At 59.3% G+C, this 23,150-nt stretch carries 26 protein-coding genes; 18 read left to right on the top strand and 8 right to left on the bottom strand.

Annotated features, from left to right (window positions below; translation table 11 throughout):
• Positions 1 to 124 precede the first annotated feature (124 nt).
• Positions 125 to 1,837, top strand: a complete 1,713-nt coding sequence (locus QMK51_RS09190; protein WP_320393812.1) for a monovalent cation:proton antiporter-2 (CPA2) family protein — start codon at positions 125 to 127, stop codon at positions 1,835 to 1,837.
• 1 nt (position 1,838) lies between these two features.
• On the opposite strand, the gene QMK51_RS09185 is transcribed toward QMK51_RS09190, so the two are convergent.
• Positions 1,839 to 3,047 carry an ammonium transporter gene (locus QMK51_RS09185; RefSeq protein WP_320393811.1) on the bottom strand — a complete coding sequence of 403 codons (1,209 nt, stop codon included), beginning with the start codon at positions 3,045 to 3,047 and terminating at the stop codon, positions 1,839 to 1,841.
• 305 nt (positions 3,048 to 3,352) lie between these two features.
• Between QMK51_RS09185 and QMK51_RS09180 the strand changes: the two genes are divergently transcribed.
• The 7 genes from QMK51_RS09180 (at position 3,353) to QMK51_RS09150 (ending at position 9,449) form a co-directional block, all read left to right on the top strand.
• Positions 3,353 to 3,667 (top strand): DUF883 family protein, encoded by a 315-nt coding sequence (locus QMK51_RS09180; protein WP_258699828.1) that lies wholly within the window; start codon positions 3,353 to 3,355, stop codon positions 3,665 to 3,667.
• A 1-nt stretch (position 3,668) separates the two neighbouring features.
• Positions 3,669 to 4,058 (top strand): phage holin family protein, encoded by a 390-nt coding sequence (locus QMK51_RS09175; RefSeq protein ID WP_258699827.1) that lies wholly within the window; start codon positions 3,669 to 3,671, stop codon positions 4,056 to 4,058.
• The gene (locus tag QMK51_RS09170) at positions 4,055 to 4,396 is read left to right on the top strand and encodes a hypothetical protein (RefSeq protein WP_258699826.1); all 342 of its coding nucleotides are present in this window, start codon (positions 4,055 to 4,057) and stop codon (positions 4,394 to 4,396) included. The genes QMK51_RS09175 and QMK51_RS09170 overlap by 4 nt, the downstream gene beginning before the upstream one ends.
• Positions 4,397 to 4,520: 124 nt before the next feature.
• A complete protein-coding gene (locus QMK51_RS09165) occupies positions 4,521 to 5,684 on the top strand; it encodes an EAL domain-containing protein (RefSeq protein ID WP_320393810.1) in 1,164 nt (387 codons plus the stop codon).
• A gap of 113 nt (positions 5,685 to 5,797) precedes the next feature.
• Positions 5,798 to 7,129 (top strand): deoxyguanosinetriphosphate triphosphohydrolase, encoded by a 1,332-nt coding sequence (locus QMK51_RS09160; protein WP_258699824.1) that lies wholly within the window; start codon positions 5,798 to 5,800, stop codon positions 7,127 to 7,129.
• Positions 7,130 to 7,300: 171 nt separating this feature from the next.
• Positions 7,301 to 7,702: a response regulator gene (locus QMK51_RS09155; protein ID WP_320393809.1), complete on the top strand. Its 402-nt coding sequence runs from the start codon at positions 7,301 to 7,303 to the stop codon at positions 7,700 to 7,702.
• Positions 7,703 to 8,129: 427 nt separating this feature from the next.
• Positions 8,130 to 9,449, top strand: coding sequence for a tyrosine-type recombinase/integrase (locus QMK51_RS09150; protein WP_320393808.1), 1,320 nt, complete (start codon positions 8,130 to 8,132; stop codon positions 9,447 to 9,449).
• A 451-nt stretch (positions 9,450 to 9,900) separates the two neighbouring features.
• Here the strand turns inward: QMK51_RS09150 and QMK51_RS09145 are convergent, their stop codons facing one another.
• Complete coding sequence (locus tag QMK51_RS09145; protein WP_320393807.1) at positions 9,901 to 10,623, bottom strand: recombinase family protein; 723 nt, start codon at positions 10,621 to 10,623, stop codon at positions 9,901 to 9,903.
• Positions 10,624 to 11,239: 616 nt separating this feature from the next.
• Between QMK51_RS09145 and QMK51_RS09140 the strand changes: the two genes are divergently transcribed.
• The 9 genes from QMK51_RS09140 to QMK51_RS09100 are packed head-to-tail and all read left to right on the top strand — an operon-like array spanning position 11,240 to position 18,466.
• Positions 11,240 to 11,698, top strand: a complete 459-nt coding sequence (locus QMK51_RS09140) for a hypothetical protein (protein WP_320393806.1) — start codon at positions 11,240 to 11,242, stop codon at positions 11,696 to 11,698.
• On the top strand, positions 11,695 to 11,931 hold the full coding sequence (locus QMK51_RS09135; RefSeq protein WP_320393805.1) for a hypothetical protein: 237 nt from the start codon (positions 11,695 to 11,697) through the stop codon (positions 11,929 to 11,931). Before QMK51_RS09140 ends, QMK51_RS09135 begins: the two co-directional genes overlap by 4 nt.
• A gap of 34 nt (positions 11,932 to 11,965) precedes the next feature.
• On the top strand, positions 11,966 to 12,901 hold the full coding sequence (locus QMK51_RS09130) for a hypothetical protein (RefSeq protein WP_320393804.1): 936 nt from the start codon (positions 11,966 to 11,968) through the stop codon (positions 12,899 to 12,901).
• A 6-nt stretch (positions 12,902 to 12,907) separates the two neighbouring features.
• Positions 12,908 to 16,351, top strand: a complete 3,444-nt coding sequence (locus tag QMK51_RS09125; protein ID WP_320393803.1) for a hypothetical protein — start codon at positions 12,908 to 12,910, stop codon at positions 16,349 to 16,351.
• Positions 16,348 to 16,587: a hypothetical protein gene (locus QMK51_RS09120; protein WP_320393802.1), complete on the top strand. Its 240-nt coding sequence runs from the start codon at positions 16,348 to 16,350 to the stop codon at positions 16,585 to 16,587. The genes QMK51_RS09125 and QMK51_RS09120 overlap by 4 nt, the downstream gene beginning before the upstream one ends.
• Positions 16,580 to 17,122, top strand: a complete 543-nt coding sequence (locus QMK51_RS09115) for a hypothetical protein (protein WP_320393801.1) — start codon at positions 16,580 to 16,582, stop codon at positions 17,120 to 17,122. The genes QMK51_RS09120 and QMK51_RS09115 overlap by 8 nt, the downstream gene beginning before the upstream one ends.
• On the top strand, positions 17,119 to 18,069 hold the full coding sequence (locus QMK51_RS09110; RefSeq protein WP_320393800.1) for a hypothetical protein: 951 nt from the start codon (positions 17,119 to 17,121) through the stop codon (positions 18,067 to 18,069). Before QMK51_RS09115 ends, QMK51_RS09110 begins: the two co-directional genes overlap by 4 nt.
• A gap of 12 nt (positions 18,070 to 18,081) precedes the next feature.
• Positions 18,082 to 18,324 (top strand): hypothetical protein, encoded by a 243-nt coding sequence (locus QMK51_RS09105; RefSeq protein WP_320393799.1) that lies wholly within the window; start codon positions 18,082 to 18,084, stop codon positions 18,322 to 18,324.
• Between the two features lies 1 nt (position 18,325).
• Positions 18,326 to 18,466 carry a hypothetical protein gene (locus tag QMK51_RS09100; RefSeq protein ID WP_320393798.1) on the top strand — a complete coding sequence of 47 codons (141 nt, stop codon included), beginning with the start codon at positions 18,326 to 18,328 and terminating at the stop codon, positions 18,464 to 18,466.
• A 64-nt stretch (positions 18,467 to 18,530) separates the two neighbouring features.
• On the opposite strand, the gene QMK51_RS09095 is transcribed toward QMK51_RS09100, so the two are convergent.
• The 6 genes from QMK51_RS09095 to QMK51_RS09070 form a co-directional block, all read right to left on the bottom strand.
• Positions 18,531 to 18,797: a DUF6953 family protein gene (locus tag QMK51_RS09095; RefSeq protein WP_320393797.1), complete on the bottom strand. Its 267-nt coding sequence runs from the start codon at positions 18,795 to 18,797 to the stop codon at positions 18,531 to 18,533.
• A gap of 1 nt (position 18,798) precedes the next feature.
• Complete coding sequence (locus QMK51_RS09090; protein ID WP_320393796.1) at positions 18,799 to 18,984, bottom strand: YodC family protein; 186 nt, start codon at positions 18,982 to 18,984, stop codon at positions 18,799 to 18,801.
• Positions 18,985 to 19,058: 74 nt separating this feature from the next.
• Entirely contained in the window at positions 19,059 to 19,283 is a 225-nt protein-coding gene (locus QMK51_RS09085; protein WP_320393795.1) for a hypothetical protein, read from the bottom strand.
• Positions 19,284 to 19,735: 452 nt separating this feature from the next.
• Positions 19,736 to 20,107, bottom strand: a complete 372-nt coding sequence (locus tag QMK51_RS09080; RefSeq protein WP_320393794.1) for a hypothetical protein — start codon at positions 20,105 to 20,107, stop codon at positions 19,736 to 19,738.
• On the bottom strand, positions 20,097 to 21,890 hold the full coding sequence (locus QMK51_RS09075; protein ID WP_320393793.1) for a primase-helicase family protein: 1,794 nt from the start codon (positions 21,888 to 21,890) through the stop codon (positions 20,097 to 20,099). The genes QMK51_RS09080 and QMK51_RS09075 overlap by 11 nt, the downstream gene beginning before the upstream one ends.
• Positions 21,891 to 22,127: 237 nt before the next feature.
• Entirely contained in the window at positions 22,128 to 22,415 is a 288-nt protein-coding gene (locus QMK51_RS09070) for a hypothetical protein (RefSeq protein ID WP_320393792.1), read from the bottom strand.
• A 103-nt stretch (positions 22,416 to 22,518) separates the two neighbouring features.
• On the opposite strand from QMK51_RS09070, the gene QMK51_RS09065 reads away from it, so the two are divergent.
• Positions 22,519 to 23,145 carry a response regulator transcription factor gene (locus tag QMK51_RS09065; RefSeq protein WP_258699822.1) on the top strand — a complete coding sequence of 209 codons (627 nt, stop codon included), beginning with the start codon at positions 22,519 to 22,521 and terminating at the stop codon, positions 23,143 to 23,145.
• Positions 23,146 to 23,150 lie beyond the last annotated feature (5 nt).

Genomic DNA, 23,150 nt, shown 5'->3' with positions numbered 1-23,150 from the left:
GCTGATTTCAAGAGATTTCGGCAAACTCCTGACGCACATCATTCGCCTCGACTGTCATTTGCGCGATGCTCGCCTCTTTTTTGCCTCTACGCTTGGGTAGCCAGAACCCTCACCGGAGCTTTTTGTGTTTGCCAACCTGTTGATCATCCTCGCCTCCTCCCTGGTAGTGATTGCACTGTTCCAGCGTCTGCGATTGCCACCGGTGCTGGGCTATCTGTGCGTGGGGCTGATGATCGGGCCGACAGCCTTCAACTGGGTAAATGAAAGCGAAGAGTTGCCCGACCTGGCCGAATTGGGCGTGGTGTTTTTGCTGTTCTCCCTGGGGCTTGAGTTTTCCCTGTCGAAAATGCTCGCACTGCGCCAGGTGGTATTTGGCCTGGGCAGCCTGCAAGTGCTGGGTTCCGGGATCGTGCTGGGGGCTTTGCTGATGCTGTTCGGCATGCCCACCACACCGGCCCTGTTACTCGGTGCCGGTCTGGCGCTGTCGTCTACCGCCATTGTCAGCAAGGAGTTGAGCAGCCTGGGCGAGATTTTCAGCCGTCACGGCCAGAATGCCATTGCCGTGCTGTTGTTCCAGGACGTGGTCGCGGTGCTGCTGTTGACCCTGGTTCCGGTGTTCGCCGGCAGCAGCGACCAGTCCTGGTATTGGGCTCTGCCATTGACGCTGGGCAAGACGATAGTGCTATTCGCCGGTCTGCTGCTGGTCAGTCGCTGGTGCCTGCCACGGCTGTTCCATGAAGTCGCCGCGGCCCGGTCCGCGGAATTGTTCGTGCTGTTGGCGCTGGTGATCGTTCTGCTGACAGCCTGGCTGACTCACCTGCTCGGCCTCTCCCCTGCCTTGGGCGCCTTTCTCGCCGGCATGCTGCTGGGGGAAAGCCACTATCGGCATCAGATCGAGGCGGACATCCGTCCGTTCCGCGACATCCTGCTCGGGGTATTCTTCGTCAGTATCGGCATGCTGATCGACTTGCAGTTGTTTGCCAGCCACGGCCTGCTGATTCTCGGTCTGACGCTGGGGTTGCTGCTGATCAAAGGCACCCTGGTCGCGCTGCTGGTCAAATGGCGCGGCAGCGATGGCGAAACCGCCTGGCGCAGCGGCCTGGCATTGGCTCAGGGCGGCGAATTCTGCTTTGCCCTGATGGCGCAGATGCAGCAGAACAAACTGATGCCCGCCGACCTCGGCGGCCTGCTACTGGCCGCCACTTTCTGCTCGATGCTGATAACGCCTTTACTGCTGCGCGCCGCTCCCTACGTCGCCGCCCGCCTGCACCGCAAGCCCAACGAAGAAGCCGAACTCGAAGAAGTCAGCGCGCTCAACGCCGGCTTGCACAATCACGTAGTGATCTGTGGTTACGGTCGCGTAGGTCAGTCCATCGGGCGCTTCCTGCGTCATGTCCATCAACCTTACATTGCGCTGGACACCGACCCGGTGCGGGTTCAGGAAGCTGCCGTCAATGAAAGCGGTGTTCATTACGGCGACTCACGCCGTGGCGAGTTGCTGATCGCAATAGGGCTGGAGCGCGCCAGATTGCTGGTGGTCGCCGTGGACAAGACGGACATTGCCCTGCTGATACTCAAGGAAGCACGCCGGTTCAACCCGACCGTGCCGATCCTGGTGCGCACCCGGGACGACAGTCAGTTGGCCGAGTTGAAGGCGGCCGGCGCCAGCGAAGTCGTGCCCGAGTTGCTGGAGTCGAGCCTGATGCTCGCCTCCCATGCGCTGATCATGCTGGGCATACCCGGCCAGCAGGTGCAAGACCGGGTCGATCAGGTACGGCATGACCGCTATCGCCTGCTGCACGGTTTTTACCCCGGCGCCGACGATGAAGAACGGTGACTCAATCCTGACTCACGGCACCGATCTTGTGCACCGACAAGTCCGCGCCGTAGTACTCCTCTTCCTGGCTCAGGCGCAGACCATGGAGCGCCTTGATCACGCCGTATACCGCGAAGCCGCCGGCCAGCGCCACGACGACCCCCAAAGAGGTGCCGATCAACTGGCTGGTCAGGCTCACGCCCCCCAAACCACCCAAAGCGGTTTGACCGAAAATGCCGCAAGCGATCCCGCCCCAGACGCCACACAGACCATGCAAAGGCCAGACACCCAGCACATCGTCGATATGCCATTTGCCTTGAGCCGCGGTAAAACACCAGACAAACAGTGCCCCGGCGATGGCACCGGTCACCAACGCGCCCACCGGGTGCATCAGATCGGAGCCGGCGCAGATCGCCACCAACCCGGCCAACGGGCCGTTATGCAGGAAGCCCGGGTCATTACGCCCGACGATGAGAGCCGCCACCGTGCCGCCGACCATGGCCATCAACGAATTCACCGCCACCAGCCCGCTGACCCCTTGCAGGGTCTGGGCGCTCATTACGTTGAAGCCGAACCAGCCGACGATCAGGATCCACGACCCCAACGCCAGAAAGGGAATGCTCGACGGTGCGAATGCCACCAGTCGTCCGTCGCGATAACGACCTTGCCTCGGCCCGAGCAACAGCACCGCCGCGAGTGCCAGCCAGCCACCCATGGCGTGAACCACCACGGAGCCGGCGAAGTCATGGAAACTGGCGCCGAAGCGTTCCAGCAACCAGGCTTGCAGACCGAAGTTGCCGTTCCAGACCACGCCTTCGAAGAAGGGATAGATGAACGCCACGATCAGCGCCGTCGCACACAACTGCGGGACAAACCGGGCGCGCTCGGCGATGCCTCCGGAAATGATCGCCGGTATCGCCGCCGCAAAAGTCAGCAGAAAGAAGAACTTCACCAGCCCATAGCCATGGTCGGCAGTGATCACCGCCGCCGGTTGCATGAAACTGACCCCGTAGGAAATCCAATAGCCTATAAAGAAGTAGGCAAGGGTCGAAATGGCGAAGTCGCTGAGGATCTTCGACAAGGCGTTGACCTGGTTCTTTTGTCGAACCGTACCGACCTCGAGAAAAGCGAAACCGGCGTGCATGGCCAGAACCATGACCGCGCCGATAAGGACGAACAACGTGTTGGAGCTATGGACCAGACTGTCCACAGCACTTTGCAGATTTTCCATGGATTGGCAGACCTGAAGGCTGAAAAAAGCACCAAAGCAGTTCGCACAAATGGCCGGCGCACCAAGTTGCAGCTCAACCGGATCGCAGTGCTGATCCGATTGAACCGCTTTGGCGCACAAGACCGCCGCCTCTGCGCGAGTTTTGATTGTTTGAGTTAGGGTTTTCCTGAAATCATGCCCGGCAACAGCGCAACGGCGCCGGCTGACGCACCACGACGTAGCAAAAGATGTACCAGTCATTTGTACTGAACCTTCGCGCAAGGCTCATACTCGAACGCTTCAGAAGCCACTTACGGAGATCACCAATGGCACGCATCAAGGCAAAGACTGCTCAAGAAATTCTGATGGAAGATTTTCAGACACTGGTCAACGACACCGAGCGGTTGCTGGAACACACCGCCTCACTGGCCGGTGATCAGGCCGATGAACTGCGTGAGCAGATCCGCGACAGCCTGTTGCGTGCCAGGGAAACCCTGAAGCTGACCGAAGACTCCCTGCGCGAGCGCGGCAAAGCGGCTGTCACCGCCACGGAAGATTATGTCCAGGCCAACCCATGGCAATCGGTCGGAATCGCGGCCGGCGTGGGTTTCCTGATTGGTCTGCTGGCCACTCGGCGCTGATATGGCGATCGATGAATCCGGCTCGTCCGCGACGGGCACCCGCTCTTCATCGCGGCGTCTGGGTGCCGCGTTTCTTGGATTGCTGCACAGCCATGTCGAACTGTTCGGCATCGAACTGCAGGAGCAGAAAGCACGCACCGTAAGCCTGTTGCTGTTTGCAGGCCTGACGCTGGTCTTTACCTTGTTGTTGCTGGTGGGCTTGTCAACGCTGGTGTTGATCCTGTTTTGGGACACCTATCGCCTGGCAGCAATTATCGGGCTCTGTGTGTTCTATACCCTCGCAGCGTTGTTCTGTGCGATGCGTTTGAGAGCAGCGATTTTCGATGAGTCCTCGCCCTTCCATGGCACCCTGGAAGAGTTGGCCAATGATCGGGAGCGCCTGTTGCCATGAGCCTGCCAGAACTCCCCCGCAACAGTTCACGCACGGAAATGCGCAAGGCGCTGATCCGCCTGCGCATGGAAATGCATCGCCAGGAAATTCGCCACGAATCCCAACAACTGTTGCAGCCCCTGCAACGGGTGCGTGACATGACGCAGAACCTGCAAGACGGCTTCGGCATCAAACACGCTCCGCTCTGGGGCATCGCGGCCGTAATCGGGTTGGGCTTTCTGACCGGCAAGGGTGCCAAGGGCGGCGGTATCGGCAGCCTGACTCGGCTGGTTCGCCTGGGCGCCACGTTGGGGCCTCTGATCAAGCTGATCATGCAGAGTTCTTCGCGCAAAGACTAAATCAGCCCTGTCTGGCTGCATTCTTGCAATACCACCGGGATTAACCTCTTTATCGAGAGGTTGATCCTGCGTGCCTACCGGGTGACCAGGTTTATCCAGAACAAGACCTTACTAAGGAGGCCTCGTGATCGACGGGCAACCGCTCGCCTGCTTTCAGCCGTTCATCGATACCGCCACAGGCCGAATCGCTGGCGTCGAAGCGTTGGGTCGACTGCGTCAGGCCGACGGTCAACTGACCTCGGTGGGGCCGCTGTTCGCTGACCCGCGAACTCCCGCCATCGCCCTGCGTCGTCTCGATCGCCAGATACGCGATAACGCCCTGAGCCGTCTGCATGAAGCGCCCTCGGACTGGTTTCTGAGCCTGAACATCTCCCCGCGCTGGATCAGCCGCTTGCGCCGGGACCAGGCACTGCCGAGCCTCAAGCAACTGAGCAGGCATGGCGTCGACGTGCAGCGAATCGTCTTCGAGATCACCGAACTGGGCGGCGACAGCCAGCGTCTGGCCGAAGTCGTGGCCCGCTATCGCCAAGCCGGGGCGCGGATCGCCATTGATGATTTCGGCGCAGGTTACTCTCAGCTCGATCGCGTACTGGCTCTGCAACCGGACATCCTCAAGCTCGACATGCGGCTGTTCCAGGCCGCCGCGTTGGGCGGTCCCAGCAGCGAGGTGGTGAAGGCGCTGGCGCAAATGGCGGAAAAAACCGGTTGCTGGATCATCGCCGAAGGCGTGGAAACCGAAGCTCAACTGAATTTTGCCCTGGAGTGTGGTTCACGCTACGTACAGGGTTTTCTGTTCGCCCGGGCGCAAGCGGACTTCTTCGCCACAGACGCCTTTGTCGAGCGCTTCGCGCAACTGCGCCAACGTTATGTTCAGCAAAAACTGGCTGAGCGCGCTCGCCTGATGATCATGCGCCAGCAACTCAGTGAACTGATGGCCATCCTGCAAGCCTGGGCTCAGGCCAGCGCGCCCCTCAGTGCCTTGCCGCAACTGGAGGCGTTTCCCTGGGTGTTGCGATTTTATCAATGCGACCGCCACGGCACGCAGTTGACCCCCAACCTGGAATGGCGCAACAACGGCTGGGAAGCCGATAGCCGCTACCTGGGCCATAACTGGTCGTGGCGCCCGTATTTTTATCACTTGCTGGCCGAGGGTTGGGATGAGCGTCGTCTGACGCTTTCCAACACCTACCGCGACGCCACCAGCAATCAGTACTGCCTCACTGCAGGGCAGTTTTTCGATAACGGCGAACGGCTGCTGCTCATCGATATCGACGCCGCAGGGCTCTAGGGGGGCGCTGCCTCGGTGTGGAAACTAATTGAGAACGCCCCCCTGGTTCTCCTTGCAGGTACTGGCGCGAACCGGGAAGCTAGGAGATCAGTCACCTGACGGAGAAACCAGCCTTGGATTGGCACACCCTGCTTACCCGCGAACGCCTCGGAAAACCTGTGCACAGCCCGCAAGAGCTCGGCCGCAGTCCTTTCCATAAAGACCACGACCGGATCATTTTCTCGGGCGCGTTTCGCCGTCTCGGGCGCAAGACCCAGGTCCATCCGGTCTCCAGCAACGATCACATCCACACGCGCCTGACCCACTCGCTGGAAGTCAGCTGCGTCGGTCGTTCGCTGGGCATGCGCGTCGGTGAAACCATCCGCGGCGCCCTGCCCGACTGGTGCGAGCCGAGCGACCTGGGGATGGTGGTGCAATCGGCTTGCCTGGCCCACGACATCGGCAATCCACCCTTCGGCCACTCCGGCGAAGACGCGATCCGCCATTGGTTCCAGCAGGCCGCAGGCCGTGGCTGGCTAGACGCAATGAGCGAAGCCGAACGCAATGACTTCCTGAATTTCGAAGGCAATGCCCAAGGTTTCCGGGTGCTCACCCAGCTTGAATACCATCAGTTCGAAGGGGGTACCCGGCTGACCTACGCCACCCTGGGCACCTACCTGAAATACCCGTGGACTGCTCGGCACGCCGACTCACTGGGGTACAAGAAGCACAAGTTCGGCTGTTATCAGAGCGAATTGCCGCTGCTGGAACAGATCGCTCAAAAACTCGGCCTGCCCCAACTGGAGGAACAGCGCTGGGCGCGCCATCCGCTGGTGTATCTGATGGAGGCCGCCGACGACATCTGCTACGCGCTGATCGATCTGGAAGACGGCCTGGAGATGGAGTTGCTGGAGTACGCCGAAGTCGAGTCCCTGCTGCTGGATCTGGTGGGTGACGATCTCCCGGAAACCTATCGCCAGCTCGGTCCACAGGATTCGCGTCGGCGCAAACTGGCGATCCTGCGAGGCAAAGCCATCGAACACCTGACCAACGCAGCGGCCCGAGCCTTCGTCGAGCAACAGGATGCGCTGCTGGCCGGCACGCTGCCGGGCGACCTTGTGGAACACATGCATGGCCCTGCCAAACGCTGCGTCTTGAATGCCAAGGACATGGCGCGCAAAAAAATCTTCCAGGACAAACGCAAGACGCTCCACGAAATCGGCGCCTACACCACCCTGGAAATCCTGCTCAACGCTTTTTGCGGTGCAGCACTTGAGCAGCACAACGGTCGTACGCCATCCTTCAAGAACCGCCGCATACTCGACCTGCTGGGCAACAATGCGCCCGATCCCCATGGCCCTTTACATACCTCGTTCTTACGCATGATTGATTTCATCGCCGGCATGACCGACAGCTATGCCAGTGAAATGGCGCTGGAAATGACCGGTCGTTCAAGCCACGGATAACAGTGCATCGATCAGCCGCGTCAGCGACGTCTGAACGGCTGATCGAATGTCTCGACATTCATCTGTATTTCAACATCGACAGAATCGCCCTACACCTTGTGCAGAGCTGACTGATCGATTGTTCGGCCGTCTCGCGAAACAATTGCACACCCACTGCTCGACAGATGAAGCATGAAAACTCCTACGTTCAAACACGATTGGCACATATTGCTGGTGGAAGATCATCCATTTCAGCTGAGAGCGACTCAATACCTGCTCGAGAGTTACGGCTTCACCCAACTGACCACCACTGACAGTGCCGAAGGCGCCTTGCAACAAATGCTCAAGGCTGCGCAACCGTTCGATATTCTTCTGTGCGACCAATGCCTGCCAGACCTTCCAGGCCTTGACTTGATCGAGTTCGCCAGTCACCGGGGAATGATCAGACAGGCCATACTTTTGAGCAGCCTGACATCCGTTGAGCTGGACAAACTTAAAACCATGGCCAACGAACATGGATTGCCCTTGCTGGGTTACTTGATCAAGCCATTGAAACAATCAGACTTTAGAGACTTGTTGACCTTGGCCTCATGATAAAAACACGAAAACTCACACACACTAAAACCATGACAAGCATACAGATTAAAACTTATAGCCCAACGCTTCCTGCCTCTTGACTGCCCCTAGCAAACTTTCACCCTTCCTCATGCAAAACCTAGTTGACACGTAGCCCAATTCTTCTTCGGCTGTAGGATTTTTCCTATATTGCTGCTACAGGCCTGTCAGCTCATGCGGCCCCTCAACTACTGAGCTAAGGTGCGCGCTTTATTTGTGCACGTATGGGATTTGATTATGAAGTCCCGGTATCACTGGCGATTTCGGTATCTTGTGCCGAAACCCCTATATACATTGGGTTTTACGCTTCATTGTTTATCAACATACCCCTTTTTTTCGTTGTTCGCTACCAAATAATGGGGTACTTTTGGGGTATCCACCCCCTTTCCCAGCCTCCGGATACCCCATGCCAGCAACCAACATTCCAACCAGGCGCAAGGCCGACAGTGACGAGAGTATCGCGGCCATTATTAAAGAACTGGAAAAGCCCGGCAAATATTCCGAGGGCACTATCAAAGGTCTATTTTTGCAAGTTACCAGTACTTCACAACTGTGGAGATTCAAGTTCTCACTGGACGGCAAAGAGGGGTTGCTCGCCGTCGGCCAATATCCTGAAGTTTCAATCCCCCAGGCACGACAACTGGCACAAGATGCGCGGGAGGCTGTGGCCGTGGGAATACACCCGTTAAGGGCGAAGACAGCAAAGGAGGCAGCCAAGAAGGAAGAGCAGCGGACAAGGGAGTCCAACACCTTCCAAAAGGTCGCCGAAGAGTGGCTGGAATTCAATTCGCACCTGGCACCGAAGACCCTGTCAGGCCACCGGGGCGCACTAAAGAACCACCTGTACCCTGTAGTTGGCGATGTGCCGGTGGCTGAAATCGCTGTCCGCCACGTCAGGACGGTTCTGGAACGTCTGGCCGCCTCCCCCACCATGGCGCGCTATTCGCTGACCCTGTTGCGAATGATCCTTGGCCACGCCATGGACCACGAACTGGTCAGCCAGAACGTCGCCGTAGGGCGCGAAGGGCTGCTGAAGAAGCACAAGACCAAACACCACGCAGCACTGGAAAAAGAAGAGGAGCTGGCCGAGTTCCTGCGCCGCCTGAACAACTTCGTAGCCTACAACGACAGCGTGATCTCGGCACTGTGGTTGCTGGTGCTACTACCTGTGCGCCCCGCCGAACTCACTTCCATGAAGTGGGAACAGGTAGACCTCGAGAAGGCCGAGTGGCGCTTCGTGGTGCCCAAGACCAAACAACTCCTGATCGTCCCCCTACCCGACCAGGCTGTCGCCCAACTGCGTGCGCTCCAGGAGCACAGCCAACTGCTGAACAGGAGGGGCATACCCAACACCGCACCCTTCGGTAAAACCGCCGCCAGCGAAGCCACTGCCCCACCGACCTGGGTGTTTCCATCGTCGGGGAAGTTCGGCGTGCCAATCTCCGCCGACACCCTGCTGGTACGAATACGTACAGGTCTGGGCTACGAGCGTGGCACCGTTTCCAGTCATGGTTTTCGCAGTTCGTTCCGCAGCCTAGGCCATGGGGAGCTGAAGCTAGATCCGATCGTGCTGGAACTCTGCCTGGGGCATCGTATGCCTGGGGCGCTGGGGGCGACATACGCCAGGGCACAGCTGCTGGACCAACGGCGGCTGGCCATGCAGGCCTGGGCGGACTACATCGAAGGGCTTTGGGAAAAGGTGACCGGCCTCGGGTACTCGAAATGACAGCTTTTGGTGGGTGACGGCGCCTAATCTGATCTTTGAGTCAGGAAATAGGTATAGCTTAGATTGTTATAAGCACTGAATTCTTAGCGCTGTTTGGCACAAGGGGCTGAATTTTATTACCTCGGGCCGCTGAATTATTAGGGCTGCTGGCACAGGTGATAAAAGCGGATGAGTCCGGGGCAGAGCGCTTTGGCACAAGGTGATTATCCCCTTTATTACCTTTATTACTCTCTCTAGTAGTAGAAGTATAAAATAGCGAATGAACTCGTATAGACGAGTTGTATATGTGCTGTAAAAGTGTAAAAGCGCCAGAGTGCATCCCAGGTAATAAAGGTAACAACGACTTTTGTGCTGACCGCTCTATTCCGGCACTTTCAGCCCTGTATTAGCTCTTTATTAGGCTAATACAGGGCTAATAGACTCTTCTGACTGGAAGAATAGACAGTCATCGTCACTCCCGCATCGCCCGCTGTACTGTGCCGAACGAAAGCTCCAGCGCCAGCATCAACCGGCGCACCGTCGTCGGACTCCACTCGCCGCCTCGACTGGTCGCCTGCCCCTTCTTGTTGAGGCAGTCCGCGACCCCTTGCAGCGTACTCGCGCCATCATATAGGCAAGCCTTGAGGTGAGGCCTGATTGCCTCCCTGTGCTGGTCCACCCGCTGCGCCTTGGCTTCCATCATCCTGGCCGCAGTGGGCGCCTTGCTACCTTTGGCCAACGCCTCAGAGCGACGAGCTATCTTTTCCTGGCTGGCTGCATCCCCACTGTCTGCGCGGTGCTGCAGCGCCCCTAGCGCATCCTTGATCCGCGCCCGGATGAACGCACGCTCCTGCTCCGCCAGTGCCGCGTAAATATGGAGCTGGAAGGCGTCGGCCTGGGGCATGGTCGCAACCATGAACTTGTAGCGCTTCATCACGCCCGCGATGTGCTCGACGTCACGCGACAGCCTGTCGAGCTTTGCCACCACTAGGGGTATGCCACTACGCAGCGCTACGCCGCACTGAGTGCGCTCAAGCGGGGGCACCGATCCGCTAACGGCGTCGGTGTATTCGCCGACAATGTTCCAGCCCTCCTGCTCTGCCGCCCTGTGGATGTACTCACGCTGGGCTTCGAGGCCCAAGCCTGAGCTCTCCTGCTTCCCGGTGGATACGCGGAGATACGCAACAACGTTCATGGCATGACCCTCATCTGTAGGTGTGCACAACCATATTGTCATTAGTTTGTTCAAGTGTCCATGCAAATGACAACACTCCGACAAAAGGGAATAAACCCCAGGAAAACAGGCCATGCCCTGAAATCATTGCGCCCCGCCCGCACACAATCAGATCGTTCGACTTGATGACGATGAGGCGGAGAGAGGAGGCAGAAGGGACGGCTGCTGGCTGGGCTGCCAGGGGGCTGCCAGGGCGGCTGAATCGACCCCGGTGGGGGTGGCGGGTACCGTTTCTTTAGCTGCGCGTCACGCACGTATATGGGTCTGAGATCCCAATACTATTTTTTAAAAATCCAGACTCCTGCCTATTTTCCCAAAAATTCCCCCGCAAAATTTTAGCCGTAATCTGCCTAAGAACGCTGTGCTAAAGCCTCCCGCTTAAATTAAGCCCCTTAAAGTTCCGCCGCTAACTTTGCTAAAGCTGCCTGTTTTAACACTGTGCTTAGCGCTCTCCATATCACGTAAACGTTTAAATGTCCAATAACAAATATACCGTTCGTCGCGCAGCTATAGACCGAATCGAAATATCAGGAGTAGTCTGGATCTCACCAGAAACCTGACTGGGGAGGTCGGGGACATGCAAACCATCATCACCACGCAGCAGCTGGCCAGCCTCGCAGGGCTCGACCCCTCCTATTTCACCTTGCGCCGCGCTGAACTGCCGGGGGCCTTCGATGTGCCGTCCGCCAGCCCGCTGGGTGGCAGACCTGCGAAGGCCTACGACCTCGCACAGATCGCCGATTTCATCCTGAACGAAACCAGTTTCCTGACAGACGCCGAGTGCCGCCTACGGGTGGCCTTGAGCGCCAACCTGCGTAAGAGGAAATCGCCGATGGCCCGCTTCTACGATGCCCACACCCTGTTCGAAATCGACGGTGCCCTCGAAGTCGTGCCCCGTGACCACGGCCAATTGACGCCAGAGCTGGACGCCAAGGTTCGCGCCGCTCTCGTCGACGGCCAGACAGCGCTCCAGGTACGGCGTGCCAAACGTCAGCCCCGCCCTAACACCCACACCGCGCCTGGAGAATTCCAATGAGCAACGTCGCCCCGCTTTTCAAAACCCTCGGCTGTGTGCTGGCCGCTGCCGACGATCAGGACAGCGCAGGTTTCGGGCTGCCTGACTACGGCCTGTCCGGTGCTGTCGCGCCGCTAGCCCAGCCGGCGTGGATGTCTGCGCCTGCCGTGTATGTGCCGCTGTTCGGCGCGCACGAAGACCTGATCACCGAAGCCGTGGCCGAGAAGGCCGCGACTCAACCCACTTTGCATTGATTGATCGCCGGCCGGTGCCGGGGGGAGTTTCGAAATGGCCACGATATTAGAGGCAATCAACGCAGGGCTTGCAGGGCTCAATACACCGCTCGGCCAGCTTGGCACACAGTTACTGATGGCCAGCGGCCCGCAGGCCGGCAACCCTGGCGGCGGTGCCCGCATGGGCCAGGCCTTCGCTGGCATGCAGCAGCAGCAAGCGAAGCAGCAACAAGCCGCTTACCAGCAAGCGATGGCGCAAAACGCCCTCGCCCTGAGTCAGTCCCGTGCCCAGGATGCGCAGCGCAAACAGGACCTGACGCAGCGTGAGCAAGCGGCGCTCCAGAACCCTGAGCTGCTCGCCAAACTTGACCCGCTCAGTCGCCAGATGGCCGAACTTGGCTTGCCGCTCGATGCCGTCACGAAAGCCCAAAGCATGGGCGGTCTGCAGGAGCACCGCGCTGCCATGCTGCAGATGCAACAGCAGCAACAGCAGCGCATGGCCGAACAATTTCAACAGCAACAAGCGCAGTCCGCCAGCCAGTTCGCGCAGTCGCAAGCGCGTCTTGCCGCCGAGGCCGACAGACCGAAAGTCGCCGCCCCGAGGCAAACTCTGGACGAGCCGTTGGGCGGTCCTGACAACCTGGTGCAGCGGCACATATTCGACGCTGCGTCGGGCACTTACAGACCTTACGGAAAACCGTTCAAGCGCAGCGCGTCTACTGATGAGCTGGCCGCGCTGCTGGGTGGTGGGGCAGCGCCTGACGACAACGCCGGTCCCGGTCCCGCAGTGCCAGGCCTTCCGGGAGCTGACGCAACCGGCGCACCGCCAGCCCGCCAAGGTGCCGAGTTGCTCCTGCATGGTAGTGGCAGCAATCCGACGGCACGCGGGCCAGCCGCGCCGAAAACCAAGGCCGAATATGACGCACTACCAGCGGGTAGTCAGTACATCGACCCGGCGACCGGTCGTGTCGCCACGAAGAAAGGGCGGTAACGAATCATGGCCCTCAGTGCGTTCGGTGACGAAATCGACGACGAGCCGGCAGCCGTGGCGAGCCCGCCTGTGCCTACTGCGCAGGCCACGTCAGCCTTTGGTGATCCGCTCAGTTCGTTCGGTGATCCGCTTGAGGCCGATCCGCCAGCGCTAGTCGGTGGCATGGCCGGGGCGCTCACAGCTGCGCAACCGCAAGGACAAACCGATTTGCCCAACCGCACAGCCGGCCAATGGGTGACGGACATCGGCGGCAACGTCGGGCGCGGCGCTTACAACCTGTTCGATGCGGGCGCAGGCCTTGGCGACATCCTGAGCGGGGGCGCGGTCACGCCGTGGCTCGCTAAGCACGGTCTGGACTCCAAAGCAGCCCGTCAGGTACTTGAAAGCGAGATGTCGCCGCAGGGCAAACACCAGCGCGATGAAGTCGCGAACGCCAAGGGCTTCGGTCCTACGGTTGCGGCAATGCTGCAAAACCCGGCGTACACCGCAGGCCAGGTCATCGAATCCGTACCGACGATGGTGGTCGGAGGTGTCGCTGGCAGGGGCGCCGCACTCGGTGCCAGGGCGTTCGGCGCTGCGCCAGGTATGGCCGGAGCGATAGGCGCAGGTACAGGCGAAGGCTTGTTCGCAGCGGGTCAACAGGCCGCACAGACGGTACAGCAGACGGGCGACCTTACTGCTGGTCAAACTGGCTTTGCCCTGCTGTCAGGCGGCTTAACCGGACTGCTCGGTGCTGCCGGTGCGCGTATCGGCCGTAAGTTAGGCGTGAATGACATCGACTCATTGTTAGCCGGTCAGCAGGGCGTGGATGTGGCCAAGGGGTTCGTTAATCGCGCACTGGTTGGTACGGGCATTGAGTCTCTAGAAGAATTAACACAGTCAGGACAACAACAAGTTCTGACCAACCTGGCAACCGACCGACCAGCAATGGAAGGCGTCAGCAACGCAGCTGGCCAAGGCGCGATATTGGGTGGTGTCATGGGTGGCGCTGCCAGCCTCCGCCGCCCGAACATGAACGCCCCGCAGCCAGCCCCTGTGCCAATGCCAACGCAACAGCAACAGGGCATGCCGCAAGCGCAACCTACCGCCGTACCACAGGGCTTGCACGCCCAAGTCATGACCGCGATGAATCAGCAACAGGCGCCAGCGCAACCTGTGCCGAAAACGCCGTTCGCAGGCAGTGTCGATATAGGCGCGACGCTCGATAATCTCGGCTTGCAGGGTGAGCGCCGAACCCAAGCGCTCGACCTGTTACGCCCTGTGGAACCCGACGTAGAAGCCCGCCGTCGCGGTGTCGTCAGTAACGCAGAACAGACCCAGCTAGCCAACCTGATAGGCCTCGACGGTGCGAATGCCTTGATCCATGGCCGCAAGCTGGGGCAGACATTCAACGCCGAGGAATTCCGCGCCGTTAATTCTGCCGTACAAGCCCAGATGACTAACGTCCTGGACTTACAACAACGTATCGCCAAGGGTCAGGCCACTGATTTAGAGAAGGCTCAGTTTGTCACCGACCTTGCGGGGATGCGTCACGCTTCGGGTGAACTGCTCGGCGCGAAGGCCGAAGCCGGTCGGGCCATGGCTGCATTGCGCCGTACAACGCTCGATCATAAGCAGGCACTGGCGATCCTCGAAAGCGTTGGCGGCGTATCCGGCGCAGACGATCTGGCCAAGGCCATCGGCGCGGCGATCCAGTCGGGCGGCCTCGCCAACGCAGCGAAAGTGATTCGCAAGGGCAACCACATCACCGACTACATCAAAGCTGGTTGGCTGTACGACCCTACAACGCACGTCGCCAACATGGCCGGCAACACGGGTATGGTCGGCCTGAACACCGTAGATCGGATGAACGCCGCTGTGCTGGCGGGCGGTAAGCGCCTGTTCGGCCTCAAGGGCGAGACCATGTGGTCAGAGCCGCTCGCTCTGCTTTCCGGTGCGATCCGTGGGCAAATGAAAGCAATCGGCGCAACCGGTCGGGCGTTCGCCACGGGTGAATCGCCGATGCTCGGCGCCGGCAAGTTGGAACAATCCAGCCTCCCGCAGCGCACCATGCCTGGAAAACTCGGAACGGCAAAATTGGTGGGCGATAACGTCGCGCTGCTGCCGTTCCGCGCCCTCGGTGCCGAGGACGCCTATTTTGCAACGGTCGCCTACGAAGCGCAGGTTAGGGCACTGGCGCACCGCGCCGCCCTCGCCGAGAAGAAGTCCGGTAGTCTCCCGCAGGGCATGACCGTCAGCAAACGGATAGACCAGCTCGCCAACGATCCAACCCCGCAGATGATCGAAGACGCGGGCGACTATGCGCGAGAGTCAACCTTCAACCAGGCCGCTGGCCCAATCGCTGCGAAAGTGCTCGCTGTGAAAGCCGCCGTTCCCTGGACGAACGTAATCGTCCCCTTCGTCCGCACGCCGATGAACGTGATCAGTCGGGTTCTCAAAGGTTCGCCCGCAGGTGTCCTGTACCCAAGCGTGTGGCGCGACATCCGGGCAGGCGGTGCCAAACAGGAAATGGCGCTCGCAAAGATGATGTCTGGCACTCAGGCCATGATCGGCGCGGGGTTGTTGGCACAGGCGGGTTACTTGACCGGTGCAGGTCCCAGCGATAACAAAGAGCGCGACGCCTGGCTCGCCGCAGGTAATCAGCCCTTCTCTGTGAAGGTCGGGGACACGTGGCACGGATACAACCGCCTCGACCCCTTCGCAGCGTGGGCGGGCCTCGCGTCCGACATGACGCACATGGACTGGAAGGGCCAAGACGCCGAGAAAGTAGCGCTCAAGTTGGTCGCTTCATTCGCCGAGAACATCGTCTCCAAGACCTGGATGCAGGGCGTCGAAGGTCTCTCCCAAGCGCTCTCGGACCCGGATCGCTACGCGGGCAGCTTCCTCAGTCGTACAGCAGCATCGGTGCTACAGCCCAACGCGCTGCTCAGTGGTATGGCCTCACGCCAGGACGAGTACGCCCGCAAACCTGATTCATTCCTGGACGCCATGAAGGCGCGTGTGCCAGGGCTTCGTGAGTCTGTACCGGTACGCCAAGACAGTTGGGGCGAGCCGATGGCGAATAACCGCTACGCCGACAATGCCTTCAACGCGATAGCGCCGATGACCCACTCCAAGGAAAGCACCGACCCTGTGCGCCTGGAAGCGGCTCGCATTGGATGGGCGCCGGGCGATGCCCCGAAACATATGACCCTGAGGGGTGAAGAGTTCCCCTTGTCGGCAGAGCAACAGGCCGAGTTCAGCGAACTGTCCGGCGCCCTGATCCATAAGGCCGCCAAGCATCTGATTCGCTCCAAGGCGTGGAGGCTGATGGACGACGATCAGAGGCGCGATGCCCTGGATAAGGTGTCGGACAAGTCCCGCGCTGCTGTGCGACTGGCGCTCGGGCCACTGCTGCTGAAGAACAACCGCCGCCCCCTCGATAACTTGCGTAAGAGGCTTAGAAAATGACTCACAACCAACAGGCGGTTGATGCCGCCGATGTCGTCGCAGTCTGTGCGGCATCACTTGAAAAGTTACGTGCGATTGAATCCATGTTGGCCACTGAGCTACCCGCCGCACAAGCAGCGTTGGCCGGTGCCGAGAAGCGACTGCGCGCCATTACTCACCCAACCAAGGCCGCGACCCGCAAAGCAGAGCTGGAAGCCCTACACCGTAGACTCAACGAGGTCAAAGAAAATGCTTAATCCTGACTTGTTATACATCCGCGAAGACTGCCGAACTCTGTGCATCGACACCACCCGCGCAACTATCAGCACCGACAGAGACGGCTATATAGTGACCTTCTCGAAGCCGCTGGTTGACCTCGGTGCCACCCTGGTCGATCCGCCTGAAGAGGTGCGGTGCAGCAACGCCGCACAGGCTGAGTTCGAGCTGCTAAGTGGCTGTCGCCGTATCCAGTTGGCCGAACGAAACAAGGTTCGGGCGGGCCGCGTCTATGGCTGGTCCGGCTCGGACATCAACCGCCGGCCTTTGACCGTCGAGGAATTGGCCGAATACAAAGCCGGCATCGAGCACGCCGCCACCGTGAAACGCCTTACCCGTGAACTGGCTGCCGTTGTAGAACAGAACGCTATCGCTGCCAAGGCGAATGCTGGCAGAGCTGAGCTAGCGGACCGCTACGGTCTGGCACCGGCCAAGACCCCAGCCAAACCGGCGAATGCAGGCCCAGTACCCAGTGCCAAACCACAACGCAACCCATCGCGAGGATCAAGAGCATGAGCACCGAGAACGAAGATCTGAGCCAAAGCCTTGCGGCTGAGCTGACCAACACCACCGGAATGGATGACGTCGGCAACGATATGCCTGACAGCCTCGCCAATGATCTGGCCGAGCAGGAAGCATGGCAGGCCGAGAAAGACATCAGCGTGAACAATGACGTGGACGATACCCGCGAAGCAGCTGAGCAGCGCGAGATCGAGCAAGAGCAAACCCAGCAGCGTAACAAGAAAGTCCCGCTGGCGGCGCTCCAGGAAGAGCGTCAAAAACGGCAGAATCTGGAGGTGCAGCTCGCAGCGTACCAGCAACAAATGCAGCAGTTCCAGGCACAGCAGCAGGCCGCACAGCAACAACAGCTCCAGGCCCAACAGGAAGCGGAAATCCCAGACCCGGAGATCGACCCTATAGGATTCATCCGGGCCAAGGAGATCCAGTTCAATCAGGCGCTCGAGCGGTTGCAGAACCCTGCTCAACAGCAGCAGGAAAGCGTGCAAGTGCAGTTCCAGCGTGGAGTTGCCGAGGTCACGCCTGTGCTGGTCGAGTCCGAATCCCGCGCCATGCAGCAGTTTCCTGACTACTCGGAGGCCGCCACCTTCGTGCAGCAGGCTGTCGCGCAGAACATCCGCCAGCAACACCCCGACGCTACGCCGGAGCAGCTTCAGAACGTGCAGACCGCTGCGCTGATCCAGTTCACCCGGCAATGCCAGGCGCAGAATATCGACCCAGCCAGCCATATCTACCAGCGCGCACAGGCAATGGGCTTCAAGACTGCCCGTCAGGCGCCGCGTCGTGAGCCACCTACCAGCCTGTCCAACCTCGGCGGCTCGCCCCGCGCCCCAGACGAAACAGGGGCGGTCAGCGCGTCGGACATCTCTGGAATGAGCGAGGCCGAGTTCGACAAGTTCTGGAACAGCATGAAGGGCAGCAGCTCGCAAGGGCCTGCGTTCTAACGGAGGTGGGTCATGACCATACACAAGAGCCTGCTGATCCAGAAGGTGCTGCGCGACCTGCAGATCGACATCGAGGCGAGTCGCGTCAGCGAAGAATCGAAGAAGCGTCAGCGTTCGGTGCTTAGAGGGTTTCGCGTGGGGTTTTGGGCGGTAGCGGAGCGGTCAAGCATGCAAGATATCGAACAGACACTACGTGAAGAACTGGGCTTTCCAGTCCATGCAAACTGTGCCAGCGGCACTGATAGTGAGGTGTGAAATGATCGACAAGCGCGACGGCGTGACCAAGAAACCGATCCCGACTCAGGAGACGTACTTCCCACGGACGAAGTCGGAGCTACCGACGAAGGACGTACAACCCAGCCAGAAGAAGGCACCGAAGCAACCGTTCGATGATTGACGGTGTGCGGCACAAACGACAAGGGGCACACGCGAGAGTGGCCTTTGCTTTTAGCGGGTAAGTGTCAGCCGCGAGCGTCGCGCCCTGGCTCATCCTCTGCAACGCGCCACCTCCAGTAGCGGTCTGGTCTGACCCATACGACTGATTCAGGGGTCAGTTTTTTGAACGCATTTAGCACAGTGATACCCAACACAAGGTTGCCGTCGCTGTTTTCGCGAAGCAGTTCTTCAGAATTGGCCCTGACGACGTGATCAACCACGTCATCTTGGTAGACGCACCCGTCCTCCTCAACTTGTGCAAGCATCCAGCCGGCGACGTCTCTGGCGTCCATGTTACTGCTCGGCCTCAACCGGCTTCAGTGATTCAAACTGAAAGAAACCAAATTCCAACTTCTTGCCGGCGAACCACTGGCACCGGTAGTTCTCACTTTTTTCCGGGACAATCTGGACCGTCATGTCCGGGCCGCCAGACTTGAGCTTGACGATATCCCCAACATTAAAAGCAGGCTGCTGCGGCATAACATTTTCCCTATGTGATAGCCAATTGGCATGTCGATAGTAGCCCGTCGGTTGAACGAAGTTCAATGCGGCTGTCAGTCATCACGGCGGTGCTGAAGCGTCAGCTTGGCCAGGCCTTGCTTGATGTGCCCAGCGTTCTGAGCGATCGTCTCGAGAGCACCGCGAATATTTCCACCAACCTCCGCATTGCCTTGCTGCTCAGCCAGCAGCGTCAGCTCCATCAGCGCGGCCTCAAGGGCCTGCTGGTTTTCGTGCATACGTTCAAGGACGTCAGGGAGAGAGTATTCAGGTGCTGGCATTGCTTCGACTCCGTTCGAGAAAACCGAAAGCGTAGCAGCATGCCGTGACAGATATCCAGCTATGCTCCTTCCCGATACATCGACGGCGATCATTCAGCCTTTAGTGCATGGAGCAAGAGCGCATGAAACGGAGTCTCGCTTTGCTGGGCGTCACACTGATACTCGACGGGTGTGCCATGTCTTCTAAGACCTATACCCCCGACGGTCGCGAGGGGTTCAGCATTGAGTGCTCTGGGAGTGCGTTGAGTTGGGGTAGGTGCCTCGAAAAGGCCGGGTCTTTATGTGGTGCGCGCGGGTATGAGGTCTTAGAAAGATCTGGCGACACAGGGAGCGTGGTCGGGGGTGGCCAATACAGCTTGTACGGCGGATCGGTCATAACCAGGACCATGCTCATTGTGTGCAAGTAAGGCTCAGGACATCGGTGGTGTGATGCTTGGTGCATCTGGCCGGGTTCAGTAGTCGTTGTATTCAGGTTCAGCGCAGGCGTCGTCTGCCGCCGACTGTGCATTACGGACCTCCCGCCGGGCATCAGCCGGTATCCGGTCGTACCATTCCGACCACAGCGCAATCCACTTATCTGCCTTTGCCGCGCTGCCACTCATGGCTACCGCGTACTCGGCCTCGGCGTATCGTTCTACGGATACGCCCGCAGCCGCCGCCAGCGCGGCGGTGTTCAGGTTCTCCACATGCGACAGCGCCACGCCGCATAGAGCCTCCCGTTTCCGGCTTGCCTCGGCTGACCACTGATATAGCCCGCCGACCACCAGCACAACGAGCGCGAGCTGCATCCCGCGCCCTACCCATTCAATCCAGTCAATTTTCATCGTCTTCACCCTCGAACGGCGGCATACCCTCAGGAGCGATGCCGTCTTTGATGTAGTCGGTCCACACGGTGTCGGGTCGTTGGTCCCACCAGTCAGGATTGTCCGAGCACCAGCATTTGCGGTTTGGATTGGTCGAGGGTTTGCCCTCTTTGTCGGGCTTAAATAGCTGTCTGAATCCGAGTTTGACCAGCATGCCCGGCAGTGTCTGGGGGCTGATGCCGTAGGCCTTCATGGTCGATTCATAGGTGGGGACGCCCGCCAACTGAATGAAGATGCTCTGGCAGCGTACGAGCTGCTTGGCGAAGGGGCCTTCGCGTCCGGCGATACGCTCTTCAAGCCAGTTGATGCCGTGCCCGCGTGCAGCCTTCTGCATTGCTCGAGCGGCGTCGGTCTGCGGCACTGGTGCGTGTGCGTCCCAATCGGAAGGGAATTCCCAGTTAGCCAGAACGTTAGCCAGCGCTGGCGCCCCTGGCCCGTCGATCCAGTCGATCAGCTCCTTGTAGTACTGGTCACTCTGACGGTCGGCCAGGCAGCGCAGCACTGCGATGCGCCCGTCCTTCTCCATCAGCGGCAGCGCGTCACCATGGTTGGAGGTGATGATGTAGTGGGCGATGTTTTTGATTTCCTTGGACGCTACACCTTTGCCTTCGAACTGCATCGTTGGCTCTGAAATGGTGTTCTTGAATTCCTCAACCGCGTCCTTGTCCTTGGGGCCGATCCGCACTTCGTTAATAAAGATGATGCGCTTGTGCAAAATGCTGTCGTTGAACTTCGACGTCAGGATCTTGCTGCTGCCGCTGGTCAATACCAGGGGGGCGCCGAACACCTTCGAAATGAGCCGGCCTAGCAAGTTCTTCCCCACCCGGCCCTGTTGCGAGTACAGCAGGACGGCGGTTGGCATCTTGATCTCTGGTGTCTGATACAACTGTGCCAGCCAGCACAGGAAGAAGGTCACGCCGACGACGTCACCGCCTGCCAGGTACATCAGATGATTGACCAGGATGGCGATGTCGTCGGCCGTAGCGCTCGGGTTGCGCTCGGCCATCGTCTCCTTGAGCTGATGCCAGCGATTGAACACGTCGGGGCAATCATCGGCGTCCTGAAATGCGGCCTTGCTGGTCGGCTCCATGACGATACGACGAACCACTCGGCGGTCGGGCTCATTCCACTGCCACCAGACGTCCCCAGCGGGCGCCTGCTTCCACGTCGTGTTGCCGTCCTTGTCCGCAGTCAGTATCTGGATGCCGCCGTAGTGCTTGGCGCAATACTGACGCAGACCTTCCTTACAGAACGTGTCGCCGCTTTCGATGTGGTAGGCAACGACCTTGCCGCCGGAGGCCAGCAACACAAAATCTTCGCTGATGTAGCGGAGGATTTCACGGGACTCAAGGTCGATGTCTCCAGCCTTGGGGAGTCGATCGGTGGGTTGTGATGTCACATGCCGGCCAGCACTTACAGACGTCAAAGGCAGAACTGTCGCGCTTGTGCCGAACGGTACTTCGATATTCGGCACAAGGGGCGGCTGGGCTTCGTCCTCCGCCTGTTGCTGGGACTCGTCGCGGGCGTTTCTGGCTTCGGCAGCGGCTGCACTGATCGAGCGGACACGGTCGACGTCGCCACGCTGCTGTGCGTCTTCCATGGCCTGGCTGGCGATCGCGGCAAGTGCGTCCTGCTGGTCGCTGTCGTCGGCGTCCAGAGCGGCGTTGAAGGCTGATAACCAGGCGTCAGCCTTCCACTCTATGGGTTCGTTGGCCGCTGGCTGTGGGTCCGCGTTGAAGGACACGGCAGCAGTGGTCGCTGTACCTGTGATCGATTGCGCAGGCGTTGCCAGCACCGATGGGACTGCGTTTCGTTTAGCCCGGAATTGGTCGGCAAGGTCGAAAATGGACGGCGTCGGGAGTCGGTGACTCGCGGACGCGGTTGAGCTACAATTACTCATCGGAAATACCCCTTAAGCCCTGGTCGAGCGTCAACTCATCGGGGCTTTCTTTTGCCTGCCCCACCAGAAACTTCGATCTGATTACGCGGGTTGACTGGCACCGTCGAAGGCCGCCAACGGGCTAGCCACAGGACGCGCAGCCGCACGCGCGAGAATGAAAGCGTCCACCTCGCTCTTCAGCCAGGCGACACGACCAGCGCTCCCGTTGCGTCGTGGTGGTCCGACCTCTACGGGAGCGCTGAGCCAGCCAGCGGCGACGTATTTGTCCAGAGTTGTGCGGCTGCCGATGCCCAGCGCGTACATCACGTCTTCCGGGGGCATCAGGACATCGACGGTTGCGACGACTTCTCGGGTGCGGGCTCTGCTCATTTCAGATACTCCTTCCGGGGTAGCTTTCGGGGTACATCATCGAGCGGCCAGCTTTAGGAGCCTTGGTTTAGAGCGCCTGTTTGCACATGTGCCGCAGTTGATTATGAACTCCGTTTTTATTGTCGACGATCACCCTGTCATCCGCCTTGCCGTTCGAATGCTGCTGGAACATGAAGGTTACAAAGTCGTGGGCGAAACTGACAATGGCGTCGATGCCATGCAGATGGTGCGCGAATGCATGCCCGACCTGATCATCCTCGACATCAGTATCCCCAAACTGGATGGGCTGGAAGTGCTCTCCCGTTTCAACGCAATGAGTACACCATTAAAAACACTGATATTAACCGCACAATGCCCAAAACTTTTCGGTATTCGCTGCATGCAATCCGGTGCGTCGGGGTATGTATGCAAACAGGAAGAACTCAGTGAACTGGTGAGTGCGATCAAAGCGGTCTTATCAGGTTACAACTACTTCCCCAGCCAGGCCTTGAACCCTGTTCGTAGTGACGACGCAAGGTGGGCTGACCTGGAACTATTCAAATCCGTTAACGATCGAGAGCTGATGGTATTACAACTTTTTGCCCAAGGTCGTACCAACAAGGAAATTGCCAAGGGCATGTTTCTCAGCAACAAGACTGTCAGCACCTATAAAAAACGACTCATGCAGAAACTCAAAGCCAAATCCCTGGTTGAACTCATCGACATGGCAAAACGTAACGCGTTAGTGTGAGAAAC

Origin of the sequence: Pseudomonas sp. P9_31 (assembly GCF_034008235.1) — a bacterium.
Lineage (GTDB): Bacteria > Pseudomonadota > Gammaproteobacteria > Pseudomonadales > Pseudomonadaceae > Aquipseudomonas.
This window is presented reverse-complemented; position numbering and strand designations above follow the sequence as displayed.

What these genes read in the sequence shown, in the direction of transcription:
- QMK51_RS09100 (WP_320393798.1), top strand. Translation starts at nt 18,326, where the DNA reads ATGATCGACAAGCGCGACGGCGTGACCAAGAAACCGATCCCGACTCAG.
- QMK51_RS09175 (WP_258699827.1), top strand. Translation starts at nt 3,669, where the DNA reads ATGGCGATCGATGAATCCGGCTCGTCCGCGACGGGCACCCGCTCTTCA.
- QMK51_RS09180 (WP_258699828.1), top strand. Translation starts at nt 3,353, where the DNA reads ATGGCACGCATCAAGGCAAAGACTGCTCAAGAAATTCTGATGGAAGAT.
- QMK51_RS09105 (WP_320393799.1), top strand. Translation starts at nt 18,082, where the DNA reads ATGACCATACACAAGAGCCTGCTGATCCAGAAGGTGCTGCGCGACCTG.
- QMK51_RS09080 (WP_320393794.1), bottom strand. Translation starts at nt 20,107, where the DNA reads ATGAAAATTGACTGGATTGAATGGGTAGGGCGCGGGATGCAGCTCGCG.
- QMK51_RS09070 (WP_320393792.1), bottom strand. Translation starts at nt 22,415, where the DNA reads ATGAGCAGAGCCCGCACCCGAGAAGTCGTCGCAACCGTCGATGTCCTG.
- QMK51_RS09130 (WP_320393804.1), top strand. Translation starts at nt 11,966, where the DNA reads ATGGCCACGATATTAGAGGCAATCAACGCAGGGCTTGCAGGGCTCAAT.
- QMK51_RS09095 (WP_320393797.1), bottom strand. Translation starts at nt 18,797, where the DNA reads ATGGACGCCAGAGACGTCGCCGGCTGGATGCTTGCACAAGTTGAGGAG.
- QMK51_RS09170 (WP_258699826.1), top strand. Translation starts at nt 4,055, where the DNA reads ATGAGCCTGCCAGAACTCCCCCGCAACAGTTCACGCACGGAAATGCGC.
- QMK51_RS09090 (WP_320393796.1), bottom strand. Translation starts at nt 18,984, where the DNA reads ATGCCGCAGCAGCCTGCTTTTAATGTTGGGGATATCGTCAAGCTCAAG.
- QMK51_RS09125 (WP_320393803.1), top strand. Translation starts at nt 12,908, where the DNA reads ATGGCCCTCAGTGCGTTCGGTGACGAAATCGACGACGAGCCGGCAGCC.
- QMK51_RS09085 (WP_320393795.1), bottom strand. Translation starts at nt 19,283, where the DNA reads ATGCCAGCACCTGAATACTCTCTCCCTGACGTCCTTGAACGTATGCAC.
- QMK51_RS09120 (WP_320393802.1), top strand. Translation starts at nt 16,348, where the DNA reads ATGACTCACAACCAACAGGCGGTTGATGCCGCCGATGTCGTCGCAGTC.
- QMK51_RS09185 (WP_320393811.1), bottom strand. Translation starts at nt 3,047, where the DNA reads ATGGAAAATCTGCAAAGTGCTGTGGACAGTCTGGTCCATAGCTCCAAC.
- QMK51_RS09135 (WP_320393805.1), top strand. Translation starts at nt 11,695, where the DNA reads ATGAGCAACGTCGCCCCGCTTTTCAAAACCCTCGGCTGTGTGCTGGCC.
- QMK51_RS09110 (WP_320393800.1), top strand. Translation starts at nt 17,119, where the DNA reads ATGAGCACCGAGAACGAAGATCTGAGCCAAAGCCTTGCGGCTGAGCTG.
- QMK51_RS09150 (WP_320393808.1), top strand. Translation starts at nt 8,130, where the DNA reads ATGCCAGCAACCAACATTCCAACCAGGCGCAAGGCCGACAGTGACGAG.
- QMK51_RS09145 (WP_320393807.1), bottom strand. Translation starts at nt 10,623, where the DNA reads ATGAACGTTGTTGCGTATCTCCGCGTATCCACCGGGAAGCAGGAGAGC.
- QMK51_RS09065 (WP_258699822.1), top strand. Translation starts at nt 22,519, where the DNA reads ATGAACTCCGTTTTTATTGTCGACGATCACCCTGTCATCCGCCTTGCC.
- QMK51_RS09155 (WP_320393809.1), top strand. Translation starts at nt 7,301, where the DNA reads ATGAAAACTCCTACGTTCAAACACGATTGGCACATATTGCTGGTGGAA.
- QMK51_RS09140 (WP_320393806.1), top strand. Translation starts at nt 11,240, where the DNA reads ATGCAAACCATCATCACCACGCAGCAGCTGGCCAGCCTCGCAGGGCTC.
- QMK51_RS09115 (WP_320393801.1), top strand. Translation starts at nt 16,580, where the DNA reads ATGCTTAATCCTGACTTGTTATACATCCGCGAAGACTGCCGAACTCTG.